Annotated in this window: 16 protein-coding genes; all 16 read right to left on the bottom strand. The window is 28.3% G+C overall.

What is annotated here, in order from left to right; genetic code table 4:
- Positions 1-121: 121 nt before the first annotated feature.
- Positions 122-556 (bottom strand): DNA cytosine methyltransferase, encoded by a 435-nt coding sequence (locus E7Y35_RS03020; protein ID WP_283272879.1) that lies wholly within the window; start codon positions 554-556, stop codon positions 122-124.
- A 682-nt stretch (positions 557-1,238) separates the two neighbouring features.
- Complete coding sequence (gene gnd / locus E7Y35_RS03025) at positions 1,239-2,141, bottom strand: phosphogluconate dehydrogenase (NAD(+)-dependent, decarboxylating) (RefSeq protein ID WP_283272880.1); 903 nt, start codon at positions 2,139-2,141, stop codon at positions 1,239-1,241.
- Positions 2,142-2,157: 16 nt separating this feature from the next.
- Positions 2,158-2,589 carry a PTS mannitol transporter subunit IIA gene (locus E7Y35_RS03030; protein WP_283272881.1) on the bottom strand — a complete coding sequence of 144 codons (432 nt, stop codon included), beginning with the start codon at positions 2,587-2,589 and terminating at the stop codon, positions 2,158-2,160.
- Between the two features lie 3 nt (positions 2,590-2,592).
- Positions 2,593-4,224: a PTS sugar transporter subunit IIBC family protein gene (locus E7Y35_RS03035; RefSeq protein WP_283272882.1), complete on the bottom strand. Its 1,632-nt coding sequence runs from the start codon at positions 4,222-4,224 to the stop codon at positions 2,593-2,595.
- A gap of 78 nt (positions 4,225-4,302) precedes the next feature.
- Entirely contained in the window at positions 4,303-5,088 is a 786-nt protein-coding gene (locus E7Y35_RS03040; protein WP_283272883.1) for a MurR/RpiR family transcriptional regulator, read from the bottom strand.
- A gap of 298 nt (positions 5,089-5,386) precedes the next feature.
- Positions 5,387-6,208, bottom strand: coding sequence for a Pr6Pr family membrane protein (locus E7Y35_RS03045; RefSeq protein WP_283272884.1), 822 nt, complete (start codon positions 6,206-6,208; stop codon positions 5,387-5,389).
- Positions 6,209-6,240: 32 nt separating this feature from the next.
- Positions 6,241-6,732 (bottom strand): hypothetical protein, encoded by a 492-nt coding sequence (locus E7Y35_RS03050; RefSeq protein ID WP_283272885.1) that lies wholly within the window; start codon positions 6,730-6,732, stop codon positions 6,241-6,243.
- Complete coding sequence (locus E7Y35_RS03055) at positions 6,732-7,208, bottom strand: hypothetical protein (protein WP_283272886.1); 477 nt, start codon at positions 7,206-7,208, stop codon at positions 6,732-6,734. Before E7Y35_RS03055 ends, E7Y35_RS03050 begins: the two co-directional genes overlap by 1 nt.
- Positions 7,208-7,696, bottom strand: coding sequence for a hypothetical protein (locus E7Y35_RS03060; protein ID WP_283272887.1), 489 nt, complete (start codon positions 7,694-7,696; stop codon positions 7,208-7,210). The genes E7Y35_RS03055 and E7Y35_RS03060 overlap by 1 nt, the downstream gene beginning before the upstream one ends.
- A 166-nt stretch (positions 7,697-7,862) precedes the next feature.
- Positions 7,863-8,180: a helix-turn-helix domain-containing protein gene (locus tag E7Y35_RS03065; protein WP_283272888.1), complete on the bottom strand. Its 318-nt coding sequence runs from the start codon at positions 8,178-8,180 to the stop codon at positions 7,863-7,865.
- A gap of 122 nt (positions 8,181-8,302) precedes the next feature.
- On the bottom strand, positions 8,303-9,670 hold the full coding sequence (gene asnS / locus E7Y35_RS03070; RefSeq protein ID WP_283272889.1) for an asparagine--tRNA ligase: 1,368 nt from the start codon (positions 9,668-9,670) through the stop codon (positions 8,303-8,305).
- 21 nt (positions 9,671-9,691) lie between these two features.
- Positions 9,692-10,402 carry a purine-nucleoside phosphorylase gene (gene deoD, locus E7Y35_RS03075; protein ID WP_283272890.1) on the bottom strand — a complete coding sequence of 237 codons (711 nt, stop codon included), beginning with the start codon at positions 10,400-10,402 and terminating at the stop codon, positions 9,692-9,694.
- Between the two features lie 78 nt (positions 10,403-10,480).
- Positions 10,481-11,311 (bottom strand): MurR/RpiR family transcriptional regulator, encoded by an 831-nt coding sequence (locus E7Y35_RS03080; protein ID WP_283272891.1) that lies wholly within the window; start codon positions 11,309-11,311, stop codon positions 10,481-10,483.
- A gap of 3 nt (positions 11,312-11,314) precedes the next feature.
- Positions 11,315-12,130 (bottom strand): MurR/RpiR family transcriptional regulator, encoded by an 816-nt coding sequence (locus E7Y35_RS03085; protein WP_283272892.1) that lies wholly within the window; start codon positions 12,128-12,130, stop codon positions 11,315-11,317.
- Positions 12,131-12,136: 6 nt separating this feature from the next.
- Positions 12,137-13,093 (bottom strand): tRNA (adenosine(37)-N6)-threonylcarbamoyltransferase complex transferase subunit TsaD, encoded by a 957-nt coding sequence (gene tsaD, locus E7Y35_RS03090; protein ID WP_283272972.1) that lies wholly within the window; start codon positions 13,091-13,093, stop codon positions 12,137-12,139.
- Positions 13,094-13,362: 269 nt separating this feature from the next.
- Entirely contained in the window at positions 13,363-14,898 is a 1,536-nt protein-coding gene (locus E7Y35_RS03095; protein ID WP_283272893.1) for a Kelch repeat-containing protein, read from the bottom strand.
- Positions 14,899-15,082: the final 184 nt, after the last annotated feature.

Consider the following 15,082-nt stretch of genomic DNA (forward strand, 5'->3'; position numbering starts at 1 on the left):
GCAATAATTAAATTGTTAATTTCTAACAAGTCTTTTTTTCTTTTTTCATTATTAATAATTATCTTGTTAATATATTCCTGACAATTTACATCATTTTCATAGCAAGAAAAATCTTTTTGATCTAGTAGGATACCTTTAAAATCATCACAAGCAAGACAGTAACCATATTTATGCTTACATTTTTGTAATAAGCCTTTAACGTTTTCTCAAACAATATATTTAAGTTTATGCACTCATTTTTTTCAATTATCCTAATTGTTTCTAAAAATAATAAATTCCTAGTTGATTCAATGTTCTTTTTCCCAGCGTTGCTTCAATCTTGGCAAGGTGAACCATGAACCAATAAATCAATTTGAGTAGTTCATTTCCAAACATCTTGTGGTGAATATTTATTTTTAAACAAACGATTATATGCAATTGTTGCATAGTCTAAAACTTCAATATAATCAGTTGACTTAATATCATAACCTAAATGTTCTAAAGCTTTTCTTGGGGATTCAATTCCACCAAAAATTTCTAATACCTTTATTCGTTTGTTACTTTTGACTAGATTCATTGAATTTGCCCTCCTGGAATATTTAACTTATAAGTTATTCAAACACACCCTTGATTAAAACTAGTTGTGCATTCCTTGAATTTAATTCGCTTTTTATAAATTAATATTTGCAAATTATCTTTGTTCATTTCAAATAAATTGGTTCTTTATTTGTTGATGCACCTGCGAGTGAAAAAATTAATTTATTTTTATCAATAACTTCAACAAGAGTAACAAATAATGGTTCATCAATTAGCTATAAAAATAAAAAATATACGGCATATGATAATAAAAAATTAAAAACTTTTAAACCAAAAGCAAAAGTTATAATAATTAAAACATTTGATGAAATATTATATTTAAAACATGAAAATAAAATTTCTACTTTATTAGAATATACTTCTAACATTAAAAAGATAGAAAATAAATTACCAAAATCTAAAAGTCATAAACCAAAAGCAAATCATCCATGATATGACAGATATACTATGAACCAGTTATTAATCAAATAATTTTGCGAAATTTTTGCTAGATATTGACAGTTTTTTAACTTAACACTGTCCCTATTTTTGTCATAAGAAATATTTGAGACTTTTAACAGTAAATTTTATTTAGAATAACAACAACTATTCTTACAAATTATTTGAAAAGCAAAGTTCTGTTAATTTCATTTACAATCTAATAATAATTAAACTCCCAAATCCTACTTATTTTTAACAATATCATGACCACCAAAGGCAAAGCGAAGTGCTGCAACCACCTTTCCTGCAAAAGTATCATTTTGTTGACTACGTTGGCGCATAATTACTGATAAAGCTATGATTGGAGCTGGCGTTCCTTGTGTTAAAGCTTCTTGCACCGTTCAAAGGCCTTCACCATTCATATTCATAACGCCTTTTAAATTATCTAATGTTGGGTCATTATGAAAAGTTTCTGCCATTAATTCAATCAATCAACTTCGAATAACACTCCCACGATTTCACAAATGACTAATTTTTGCTAAATTATAATTAAACTCTGAATTATAAAGAATTTCATATCCTTCTGCTAAGGCTTGCATCATTCCATATTCAATCCCATTGTGAATCATCTTTGCATAATGCCCACTACCAACTGGTCCTGTGTGCAAAAACCCATCTTCAACAGCTAATGATTCAAAAAATGGTGTTAGCACTTTAATAACTTCTAATTTTCCACCAACCATTAAACAACTACCTTTTAAAGCCCCATTCCAACCACCGCTCGTTCCACAATCAACAAAATGAATTCCTTTTTCACTGGCAATTGATGATCGGCGAATTGAATCTTGGTAAAAAGAATTCCCAGCATCAATAACACAATCATCTGGTGCTAGTTTTTCAATTACTTCCGAAAAAACTTTCTCGGTAATTTCCCCAGTTGGAACAAGTAACATAATATAACGTGGCTTTGGTAAATTTATAATTAATTCATCTAAACTTTGGGCGGTTTTAATGTTTTTAGCTGCCAGAAAAGCATATTCTGTTTGCTTAATATCATATCCAATTGGGTCATAGCTATTATTTTTCATATTTTGAATAATATTAATTCCCATTTTTCCTAATCCAATTAATCCTATTGTTTTCATTTGTCTTTGTTCCTCTCTAATTTGCTCATTCTTCATTGGCAAGATACGCAATAATCTCTGACACTGTTGAACACTTTTGATAAAAATCTAATACAGTATCTTCATCAGAAAATAAAAATGCAATATCTTGTAAAGTATCAATTTGATGGTTTCCCTTTAAAGCTAGTCCAATCACAAACCGAATCGGCTGGTGATCTCACTGCAGTTCATCTTTTAATTTTAGAAAAATAATTCCCTCTTCATTAATATTTTCGGTTTCTTCACAATGAGGAATTGCCAAGTAATTGCCAATTGCAACACTCACTTTCTGGTCACGAAGAAACATTCCTTTTTTATATGATTCATTAATTCACCCTTTCTCAATCATTAAATTCCCAACATATTCAATTGCTTCTGATTTATTACTAAAACTTTTATTAAGGTAAATATCTTTTGCCTGTAAAATCATTTTTTATTCCTCTTTCTGTTGTTTTCTTTTTTGTTTATGAGTAATTAATTCAGCATGTAAATTATCAAAAATATTTTTTCCTAAAAATTGAGAAACAGGATAAATATAAGCATTAGGAATTTTTTCGTGCGCAATATCAGCAAAAGTTTTCATTGTAACACAAATATCAACATCTGGTGTTAAATCCTTAACAGCACAATTTTTAACAATAATATCAATATTATTTTTTTCACATCATTTCCGTAAAATAGCCGCCGCCATGGCACTTGAGCCCATTCCGGCATCACAAGCAACCATTAATAACTTTGCCTTTGCTCAATTAAAATTTGGCGTTTTTTTTCTATCTTGTGACAACGAAACTACTGGATCTTGAAAAGCAATCCCTTCATCTGTTACATTAACAATCAATTGGTCAGTTTTATGATGACGTTTAAAAATCATAATAAATGAAGCAACACCAAAAGCAGTTAACGCTCCTGCAAGAACAGCAATTATATTAATTGCAATTTTAATTGCTGTTGGGGACATTGCAATAACAGAGATTAAACTACCAGGAGAAATGACAGCCCGCGTTCCACCACTAAAAATAGCAACAACTCCTAACGAAACAAAAGCACCACTAATTGTTGCTAAAATCATAATTGGCTCAGCAACAATATAAACATAATGCACTTCATGAATTCCTCCTAGTAATTGAATTGGACTACTTCCTAGTGCAGCAGCACGTTGTTGTTTTCTTCAAACAACATATGCTAACAATAATCCAAAACCCGGACCAGGATTTCCACCAACCATAAAAAATCAACTTGCTGGGTTAATAACACCATTATCTAACTGACGAACAACATCTTCAGTTCCTAACGGTACCATAACCCCATGATTAAGAGCATTATTTAAAAACATTGCCCGTAATGGTTCTGTTAAAATTGCCATAAAGGGAAAAACTCATGGTGTTTTTGTAAAAAGGTTAATAATACTAATCATTACTCAACTAATCCCAAACATTATTCATCCTCATGCATAAAAAATCATAATGGCATAGATAATCGCAATTAAAGCCAAACTAAAATTTTTTACTAACATTTCAAAACCAACTTTAACACGATTAATATATAATTTTTCTATTTTTTTAAAACCATAAACCGTTAGCGGGGCTAAAATCATTGCCCCAATAATTTGGTTTGGGGAATTACTAGCATTAATTGTTTTACCATTAATTAACAAAATTGTTGCTCCAAACTGATCATAAACTCAGTCATTTCCAATAATCGCCGCAAAAGTCACAAAGGCTCCAAGCATTCCACCACGCACATCATAAATCATTTTACCAGCCATAAATCCAATTAAGGATGGAATTAAGTATTTCATAGTGGGTCCAACAAAACGACCAAGGGCCGGAACATTAAATCAACCAATTGATTCACCTTGAACATTTGTTAAAAACATCGCCGCCATTAAACCTCACGCAATCAAAAGACTGACGGTTGGCATAATCATTCCCGCCATAAAACTTCCAAATTTTTGAACCATTTTTCGAATTCCTTTTTTGGCATGTTTTAAATCATCTAAAGCTAATGATTTATCCTGATCAACTTTTAAAGCAAAATTATCCTTTCTTTTTGTAATAAACCGCATAATATAATCCTCCTAATTTAGATTATAGTTAGGAGCAATATGCCTGTCTATGAATTTTAAAACTCTTGAACTAGTTTCCTATTTAGAAATAAGTTTTTCGTTTAATAAAAAGATAATTTCCATCACAATCATTGTAAAGGAAATAACACTACTCTGTGCATCAGGTAGAATTTCTTCATTATTAAGAGTCATAATATTAATGTTATCTTTTTGATACATTGGTGATAAAAAATTTGATGAAATAAAAACAATTTTACTATTTCTTTCTTTTGCAATGTTATATAAATTTATTATTTTTTTTGTTAATCCAGAATACGAAAAAATAAAGACAACCGCATCTTGTGTAATTAAGGATCCTAACTTTAATTGAACATCTAAATCATTTGAAAAAAAAGTATTATATCCTAATTTAATTAAATAGTTATGAAAGACATTGCAAACATTAATATTAGGTCCTTTCCCAAATAAATAAATATTCTGACCAGGTTGTAAAAGATTAATAACTTTTATAAATTGTTCAACATAATTATGATTAATATAATTAAAATTTTCTTCAATTTTTAATTGATAAAATGCCAACTTTTGTTCAACATTTTTGTTATCTTGTTTTGCAATTGGTTCTAAAATTCTTGCTTCAAATGAAAGAACACGAATTAAATCTTTATACCCCTCTAAATTTAAATCTTTGCAATATTTAACAATTGCAGATTTACTACAACTTGTTAATTGACTAAGCTTAGTAATATTAAGATGTATAATATTATTAAGATGTTTTAAAAGTTCTTTTGAGATGACATAACGAACTGAACCATTATCATTTTCGGCAAGTTTTTGAATATCATTAATTAGATTTGAGCTTTTCATAATAAATTTCCCCCTAAAAAGATGACTTAAAAGCACTAATAATGTACAAATAAATTGTACATTATTAAAAATTGTTGTTAAGAAAATCTATTTTATTTTGTTCAAAAAAACAATCTTTAACAATATTTCCTGTCCTCTTCACTTGTTCTTTCAGATGTTCACCTATTTTCAAATAATAATTTGAATCACTTTAATTTTTGCTCTGGTGTTTTGTTGTCATAATAAAATTCCTCACTAATATTTTAACTTTAAAAAGTTAATATTAGTGAGGAGTTACATAAAATTTGTAAAAATTAAATTATCTATAAAAAATATTTAATAGGGTTTGTGGGATAAAAACATCTTTGTTTTGTAATGTTACACTATTTTCTTTAATTCCAAATACTTTCTCATTAACACGTTTATTTAATGTTTCACCATGATATTTATGATATAATTTATTATTTAAAAAGATATATAAATATTGTAAACCAATAAATAAACTTAAAATACAAACAAAGGCAAAGATTAAAATTAATCATCCTCATTCTTGATAAACATTTAAGAAAAAATATGGATATCATGTATTGGCTGGTCTATGATCTAAATGGCGTAATGCTCCACGAATTAAAATAATAATAAAGTATGAAACCGGGTAAATTAAAATCAACCATAATGCTAATTTATAATGTTTTTTAATATCATATTTAAAATTCCCCGATGTTAAAATATAACTAATAATCATACTAACCGGAATCACTAAATGTAACACAATTGTTGATGCCCAAGAAAAAGCATCATATTGGTTAGAATCTTGAGTATTTGTAAAAATTCCTAACCAGAAAACTAACATTGTGACTGTAATATATGTTGTAACTGCTAATTTTATTAAATAACTAGGCTTACAATTTGCAAACTTGCCTTCAAATAAATAAGCAAAAAAATACATTGCAACAATATAATTAGTTTGCGTTGTAAAAAAAGCATAATAATTTGATACTCGTTCCGCATAACCTAACTCCTTGAATTGGGGTTGTGGGTCAACAATTGTTAAAACTAAATCAGCAATTAAAAAGGATAATATTGCTAACAAAGCTCCTAAGCGAACATAAAATAGAATTTTATTATTTCATTTAAACATACAAAAACCTCCGATATTAAATCAATTAATTTTTACTTAATATTTTGTAATATTTTTGCTATGATGTTATTTTCTCATTGGTATTTTTTTAATTTATCAATAATGATTTGAAAAGTTGTTGGTGAAATGTTACTTTTCTGATCAAAGTGATATGCCGAAGCATCTTCTAAATCAAATAAATATAAGTCATTCAAATTAGCTCGTGACCAATATTCAAATCCATCTTCATGATCTAAATCAATTGTTTCAAATTTACTTTCATTTGTTTTAAAAAAATTTTCCCAAAGTTCATCAAAAGATTTCTCCTCTGGTTGTAATGCCTCATGTTGATACATTGTATCTAAAATCATTTTATCAAAATAACCAATTGCTTTTCCAGTTCCTTTTTTAACAGAACTAAACTGTAATCCCAAGGCATATTGGTCAACAAGACCAATAATAATAAACGGGTGACGTGATCAATTTTGAAATTTATCAAAATGATCAGCCATAACAATATCGCCAGGTTTTAAAAGATTTTGCATTATTTAATTGTAATTTGCAAATTTTTAATTAATGTTTTTGAACAAGCAGGACAAGCTAACGATGGAAAAACATCACCATTTGAAACAAATTTAACTCCAACAGGATTGAAAAAGTTATGACAAACTTCGCATTCTTTTAAACCTTGTTTAACTTGACCCAAACACCTTTCACACATATTGGCATTATTTTCTCGTAAGAAGTATTCATGACAATGAATACAATTACCAATGGCATTTTTAAATTGACCCGTTTCTCATTTTGAATATTCATAACGATCATTTGAACCAACATAAGAATACACTTTGAGGACTCATTTATTATCTTTTGGAACTTTCTTGCCATTCAAGGTCACTTTTGTTAACAAATATTTGTTGGCTTCTGCTTGATTTAGAAAAATTTTTACAACTTTAGCTTGATCTGGATAAAGTGCATTTTCAGTATAAAACACTATATACAAATTCTTTGTCTCATTCACTATGTTTCCACCCTTTCTTCTTGCCCTGGAATATGATAATTTTGTGCCGCACATTTGAAACAAATTAAATATTCTTTATTATTAACTAATAATTTTCCAAATAATTCGCGGTTAAAATCATCACGAACAAGCCGATGTTTTTTACACAAATCACATTGAAATGTTTCAGTTCCTAATAATTCACTTTCACATTCTGAGCAAAGGTGGTGGCGATCTAACTTACTTTTTACCCGATTGCATTGCTGACAAACAGATAATTCTTTAATAAACTCTTCTGTTGCTCGTTTATTTAATTCATAATTATCCGTTGTATTATCAAAGGTAAAAATTAAACAAAATGAAATTTGTTTAACAATATCAGTGTTATATTTACTATCTAAATAACAATCTTCTAATGCTTGCTTTGCATCATCAGCTGTTTTACAAATACAACGCAATGTTTGTGTTGTTCCATCCCCATCAAAAATAAAATAATAATCCCAATTCACCGCATTGCTCCTTATTTTATAACATTAAATTAATAACTACTTCTTATTATTATATCATTAATTTGTAAAAACAGGATTAAAAAAGATAAAAGACCCTTTTGGTCTTCATTTTTCTTCATAGTTGCTTCAACTGCATGGTAAGACAATATTATCTAACTACTTTAAATTAATTAGTAAAAATTCGTAAAACCTTTAACGCTAATACACGTGGGTTTTGATCAAGTTCTTTACGAATTTTGGGATTATCAATAATTAAGGATAAAAAATCATAAACCTTAGTTTCATTATATGCCGATAGTTTATCAATAAATTTCTTAACATCTAATTTTAACGCAACTAGTAATTTTAGAATTTTGTTTCAACTAGTCTTTGAACAATCTTTTTCAATTCGACAAATTGTTGATTGTTGTAAGCCAGATATTTTTGCTAATTCACGTTGGGTCAAACCTTTATGAATTCGTAATTGCTTAATAACTTCGTTCATTTATATATTCCTTTCATATAAAAAATAACTAAGTTAAATAATATATCTCTTTATCTATGCAATGCTAAAATTATAACAGAAGAAAAATTTTATTTTGCAATAAAATTTTTGTATGCATCAAATTAAAATAACAAGTTACGGGGAGTACGTGGAAACGGAATAACATCACGAATGTTTAATGTTCCTGTTACATACATTACCAATCGTTCAAAACCAAGACCAAACCCAGCACTTTTACAATAACCATATTTTCGTAAATCTAAATACCATTGTAAATCTGCTGTTGGAATTTGTAATTCATGACAACGGGCAATAATCTTATCATAATTATTTTCACGAACACTTCCACCTACTAATTCGCCAATTCCTGGTACTAGTAAATCACATGCCGCTACTGTTTTATTGTCTTCATTAACTTTCATGTAAAAAGCTTTAATATCCTTTGGATAATTAAATAAAAAAGTTGGTTTTTTAGTTTCTTGCTCACATAAATATCTTTCATGTTCAGTTTGCAAATCCATTCCTCAAAAAATATCAACATTCTCAAATTGATGACCATTTTTTATTGCTGTTTGTAAAATTGTAATTGCTTCAGTATATGAAAGACGCACAAATTCATTATCAACAACATTTTGTAATCTTGCCAACAACTGGTCATCACCATTGTTATTTAAGAACTCAAGTTCACGACGGTTATTATTAAATAAATAATTAATAATATATTTTACCATTGCTTCAATCAAGTCCATATTTTCCGTTAAATCAATAAAAGCAACTTCTGGTTCAATCATTCAAAATTCTGCCGCATGTTTTGTTGTATTAGAATTTTCGGCACGAAAGGTTGGTCCAAAAGTATAAACTTGGCGGAAAGCTTGGGCAAAACCTTCAGCATGAAGTTGACCAGAAACTGTTAAACTAGCTTTTTTGCCAAAAAAATCCTCGGCATAATTATCATCGGTTCTTGTTGTGACAACAAACGATTCTCCAGCTCCTTCAGCATCATTACTTGTAATAATTGGGGTATGAACATAAATAAAATTATTTTTATTAAAGAATTCATGAATTGCAAAAGCACTACTACTACGAATTCGAAAAATTGCATTAAAAGTATTAGTCTTTGCCCGCAAATGGGCAATTTCACGTAAATATTCATAAGTATGTTCTTTTTTTTGTAACGGATAGTCTTCACTTGCTTGGTCAAGAATTTCAATGTTACTTGCTTGAATTTCAAATTGCTGTTTGGCCGTTGGAGTTAAACAAAAAGTTCCGGTAACTTTTACCGCTGATGAAATACGAATCCCACTAAGTTCTAAAAAATTAGGTAACTGCTCTGCTTTATAAACAATTTGCACATTATCAAAAATAGTTCCATCATTAACAACTAAAAAACCTAATTTCCCACTACTACGATTTGAACGAACTCATCCTAAAATTGTAACTTCACTTTGATCTTGAATTTGATTTTGATATATTTGTAAAACTGTAGTCATTTTTTGTCTCCTTCTTTGTTTCTATAATTTAATTGCACTTTGTAATGCTAATTCAACCATTTGATGAAAATTATTCTGGCGTTCAGCAGCCGAAGTAACTTCACCGGAAATAAATGAATCTGAAATTGTTAATAGTGTTGCAGCGTTTTTATTTAATGCTAAAGCATTAGCAAACAACGCAAACGATTCCATTTCAACACAAACAGTGTTATATTCAGCTTTAATCCTTTTTCAATCATCGGCATTTTTACGATAAAAGACATCAGATGAATGGACAATTCCCGGATAAGTCTTAATCTTAACAGTTTGAGCCACTTCTTCAATTGTTTCAAAAATAGATTTGGAAGCCGCAAGAACTTTATCATTAACACCAGCAACAATTTGAGCAAAATTATTTTCTCCATAAGCACCCGTTACATTAACAATATCATAAATTTTTAATGAAGCATCATAACTTCCTGCTGAACCAATCCGAATAATATTATCAACATCATAGAATTTAAATAATTCATATGAATAAATCCCAATGCTTGGACAACCCATTCCACTACCCGCAATTGTAATTGGCTTATTTTGATAAGTTCCAGTATACATATACATATTTCTAATTTCATTTACTAATTTTACATTTTCTAAAAAAGTTTCCGCAATAAATTTAGCTCGTAATGGATCACCGGGCATTAAAACTGTTTTAGCAATATCTTCTTTTTTGGCATTAATATGTGGTGTCATTTTAATCTCCTTTTAATATTCTATATTTAATTTATATTGTACTATAAAAAATAAAAAGGAACATTAGTTCCTGATAATTTAACGATACTTTTTTAAAATTTTATTACTTTTAACCTTGTTTTCTAAATATTGATGTTCTTTATCCATTGATAATAACACCTGAATTAAATTATCATTTCAATATATTAATGGTAATAGCACAGAAATAAAAATCTCACTTTTTTCATATAACGATGATGAAATAACAATATGGTTAACATCAGAATATTTTGATAAATCAGAATTATATTTTGAAGTAACAGCAACAACATTTGCCCCATTATTTTTTGCTTCTTTTGCTGCGGCAACAACAGCTTGTGTTTTTCCTTCTAAACTCATACAAATTAATAAATCATCTGGTTGCATTAAACTTGCTCGCATAATGGTATTATTTTCATCTTCTACTAAGATACTGCAAGCAAAACCAAAACTAAAGAGACGATTAGCCAATTCTTTTACTGCTAAACCGGTATTACCAACCCCAACTAAATAAATTGCTTTTGCTTTTTTTAATAAGGTGACTGTTTCTAATAATTTATCACTATGAAAAATTTGATTATTACGTTGCAAAATATCTTGATAGTATAAAAAGATATTTTCTGTTGCTTCTAAATTTAAATTATTAGTTTCTAAACGTTCTTGTTCCGCAACAATTGCAATAATAAAATCACGATAACCCTTAAAACCTAATTTATCAATTAGCGAATAAATTGGTGAATAACCAATCCCCGTTGCTTTTGACAATTCTTCAATCTTAATATTGCGAATATTACGAACATTATCCCGAATGTAATTAGCAATTCGAACTTCTTTTTTAGTACAACTCCCTTGAATCATTGATAACTTGGAAAGAATTGAAATATTTTCCATTTGTTAATAATCCCAACGATTATCTTGTTGTGCCATTATGAACTCTTTATCAACGATATCTGATGATCAAACTTTATTAATTAAATGATCAGTAAAATACATTCAAGGTAATAGTTTATTGACATAAATCTTATGGTCATTAGCACGCTGATTAGGAGTAGAAATAATGTGTGATCAATTTGATAATTGAACTGCTTTTGACATATCTTTCCCAGAAATGGCAACAATTGTAACTCCTTTTTCCTTCGCAATTGTTAAAGCTTTATTAACTGATTCATTATCACCAAATAATGAATAAGCTAAAATTAAATCATTTTTATTCATAAAACGAGAACGAACCATTAAATCTTCTTCATTTTCATCCAAATTAAAGGCATTAAAACCAAAGCGATATAATTCCAATGCTAAAGTTTGTGACAAAGCATTAGTTGAACCCATTCCAATCACAAAAATTCGATATGCCCCTTTAATAGCATTAATCGTTTGATTCATTACATCATTATTAATCATCGTATCATTTTGATTAAGAATATCAAAATATGTTTTTTTCATTAAACTTTCCATATTTTCAAAATCCAATGATTTAATTTCAATATCTGCTGCAATCGCAATTAAAAAATCACGATAACCTTTAATTTGCATTTTTCGTAACAGACCATAAATTGCACTATAACCAGTATTAACTTGTTGTGCTAAAACTTCAATATTCATTGTTGTTACTTCTTTCATATTTTCTTTAATATATTTAATTATTTCATTTTCTTTTTTGGTAAAATTCTTTGAATCAAATGTCTCTAATTTTGATAAAAACGATGCCATTGTAATCTAGTCTCCTTTTATTCTATTTTCCAATAATTCTTGGGCTGCTAATTGTGCAATCATTGCAGCATTATCAGTACAATATTCTAATTTTGGAATGATTATCTGTAAGTTTGGTGTTGCTAATGCTAACATTGCTGTTCGTAAGGCGCTATTAGCAGAAACTCCGCCAACTAAGGTAACCATCTTCGGTTGAAAATTTTGGATTGCTAATTTTGTTTTTCGCATAATAATATCAACACAAGTTTTTTGAAAAGTGGCACAAAAATTGGGTAGATTAAGGTCCCCCTTACTGTTCTCTTTTGTAATTAAATTAGCTGCTGCTGATTTTAAACCACTAAAAGAAAAATTATAACTTTGGTCATTTAACGGCAGTGGCAAATGATAAGCAGTTGACGTACCCGTTAATGCTAACTTATCAATAATCGGCCCACCAGGATAACCCATTTTTAACATACGTGCAACTTTATCATAACATTCACCAATTGCATCATCTAATGTTGAACCTAAAATTTCAAAATCCAAGTGTTTTTTCATTAATATCAATTGTGTATGGCCACCACTAACAAGCACCGCTAATAAGGGAAATAAAAAATTATTATCAATTGCGCTAGCATAAATATGACCATATAAATGATTTAATGGCAAAATTGGAATTGCTAAATAACTAGCTAAAGTTTCAGCTATTATTTTACCAATATGTAAAGCACCAATTAAACCCGGTTTTGCTGTGTAGGCAATGTATTGTAAATCTGTAGCTTTTACTTTTGCTGTTTGTAAAGCTTCTAGTAAAACATATGGAAAATTTTTTAAATGCAAACGAGACGCAAGTTCTGGAACAACACCGCCATATTTTGTGTGTTCACTAATTTGAGACGAAATAATATTTGCTAAAATTTTGCCATTTTTATAAATCGCAACACTAGTTTCATCACAACTTGTTTCAATTGCAAGAATTACCATCACATACACCTCAAAAATATTATATAATAATTTTTAACAAAAATGATAAAAAACCCATATCCATATTTTTCTTAACAAAAGTTTGAAAAATGAAAGGTTGTTTTCTGCCAAAATTAATTGAAATAAACCCTTGACTCGTAAAATACAAGCGTTTGCTATTCTAATTGACACTAGACTAAGACATATTAAAAACTATATAAAAAAATGATAAATTTAATTTCTTATTATTTTATGATATTATCTTTTACTATTTGAAAAATAAAAATCCTTTAATAACTTGTTGGCAAATTATATTCAAGAATACCTTTCAGTATAACTTCAAAGTAAAGTTTATTATTCAAAATAACACCACATGTCCCAAAATAATATCCGCTGAATTTAACATATTCAAATTCATTTTTAACAAGATCATATTTAATAAGATTACTTGAATGTACAAAATGGATTTTATTCTGCCATATAATACCATTTAAACAACGTGTCAATGGACCAACATAATTAAGACTATTGATATAATTTAAACTATGGTCTTCTTGATTTAATTCATATAACACAACAAGATCAGACTGCGAAACTCAACTTACTAAAAAGAAAATTCTATTATTTAAAATAATAGCTGAACTAAAGATATTTCTTCTGTTTCGATATGTACTTACTTTAACGGTGTCATCTTTAAGATCTACTCTAAAAAGACAATTAACAATGTTATCTATAACTCCTATAAAATAAATCTTATTATTGAAAACAACACCAGAATCAAAAACAACAGCACCATAGTTTCATGTTTCAATATGTTCTAACTTCGGATCATAAATATAAAATCTACCATCCTCTGCCCCAAAATAAAGTTTATTATTAAACGCGGTTCCAGAATGTCGAATTGCTCCTTTCGCTGTCATCACTACTTTTGCTTCTTGGTTTATGGCATTATATTGGTACAACTTATAATCATCTGCTCCAAAATAAAGTTTATTAGCTACAACAATTCCATTACTTTTAATGATGCCATTTGCTTTTAAAATTTTATTATTTACATTATTAGCAGGATTATATTCATAAACATAACCATCCTCTGCCCCAAAATAAAGTTTCTCCTTATAAAGCACACCATTTGTAGTGAAATTATTTTCTATTTCCATCACAACATCAGCCTCAGATGTTTGTTGATTAAAACGAATAAGTCTATTTACATTCGTAAAATAAAGTTGATTATTATAGGCAAAACCATTACTAAAACCTTCCTTATTATCTCTTGTGCTTATAACAATATGCTCAGCTTTGTTTTTCGAGATAACAGGTTGTAAAATTATCTGATAGGTTAATGTTTTTGTTCACATAAATTCTTTATCCAAGGTACTTTTAACTCCGATCTGTACATCAATCGAACCTGGTTTAGTATCTTTATATGAAATCTTTTTCGGTAGAATAAAATTACTAAATTTACAATCCAAATTAATATGTCGCATTATATCTCAAAAATTACTTTCTAAAATTATTTCAAAATCATTAATAACACCTTCTTTTATTCAGTCTTTACTAACTTTAGCAGTATTCGTAGTCAACCTAAAATCAGTACGTATATTAATAACACTGTTAAAATAATCTACAATTGATTTTATTATTGCTGGAAAATTTTGGTTTGAATCATATTTACCAAAATTTTCGTTTTCATCTTTAATTAATTCAACATCTACCTTGTTTTGTGTTAATTCCAAATTCTGCTGTTGATTAAGTGGTGATTTAAATTGCATTATTGTATTACCTGTTAAAATACTGGTAACTAAAACGATTAATATCTTTTTCATAAATTTTATAGCCTCCTTTGTTCTATGCCATTACATAACTTATTGGGCCTAAAATTTATAATTATATTTTCAAATTTTTTCCAAAATAAATATTTTTTAATTGTTATATTTGAATTATACTATACAAATCAATTCCAAATAAAAAAATACTACAAAAATGTAGTATTTATTCTAATCTTGTATA

It is taken from the genome of Spiroplasma sp. SV19, from assembly GCF_030060925.1.
Taxonomy (GTDB): Bacteria; Bacillota_I; Bacilli_A; order Mycoplasmatales; family Mycoplasmataceae; genus Spiroplasma.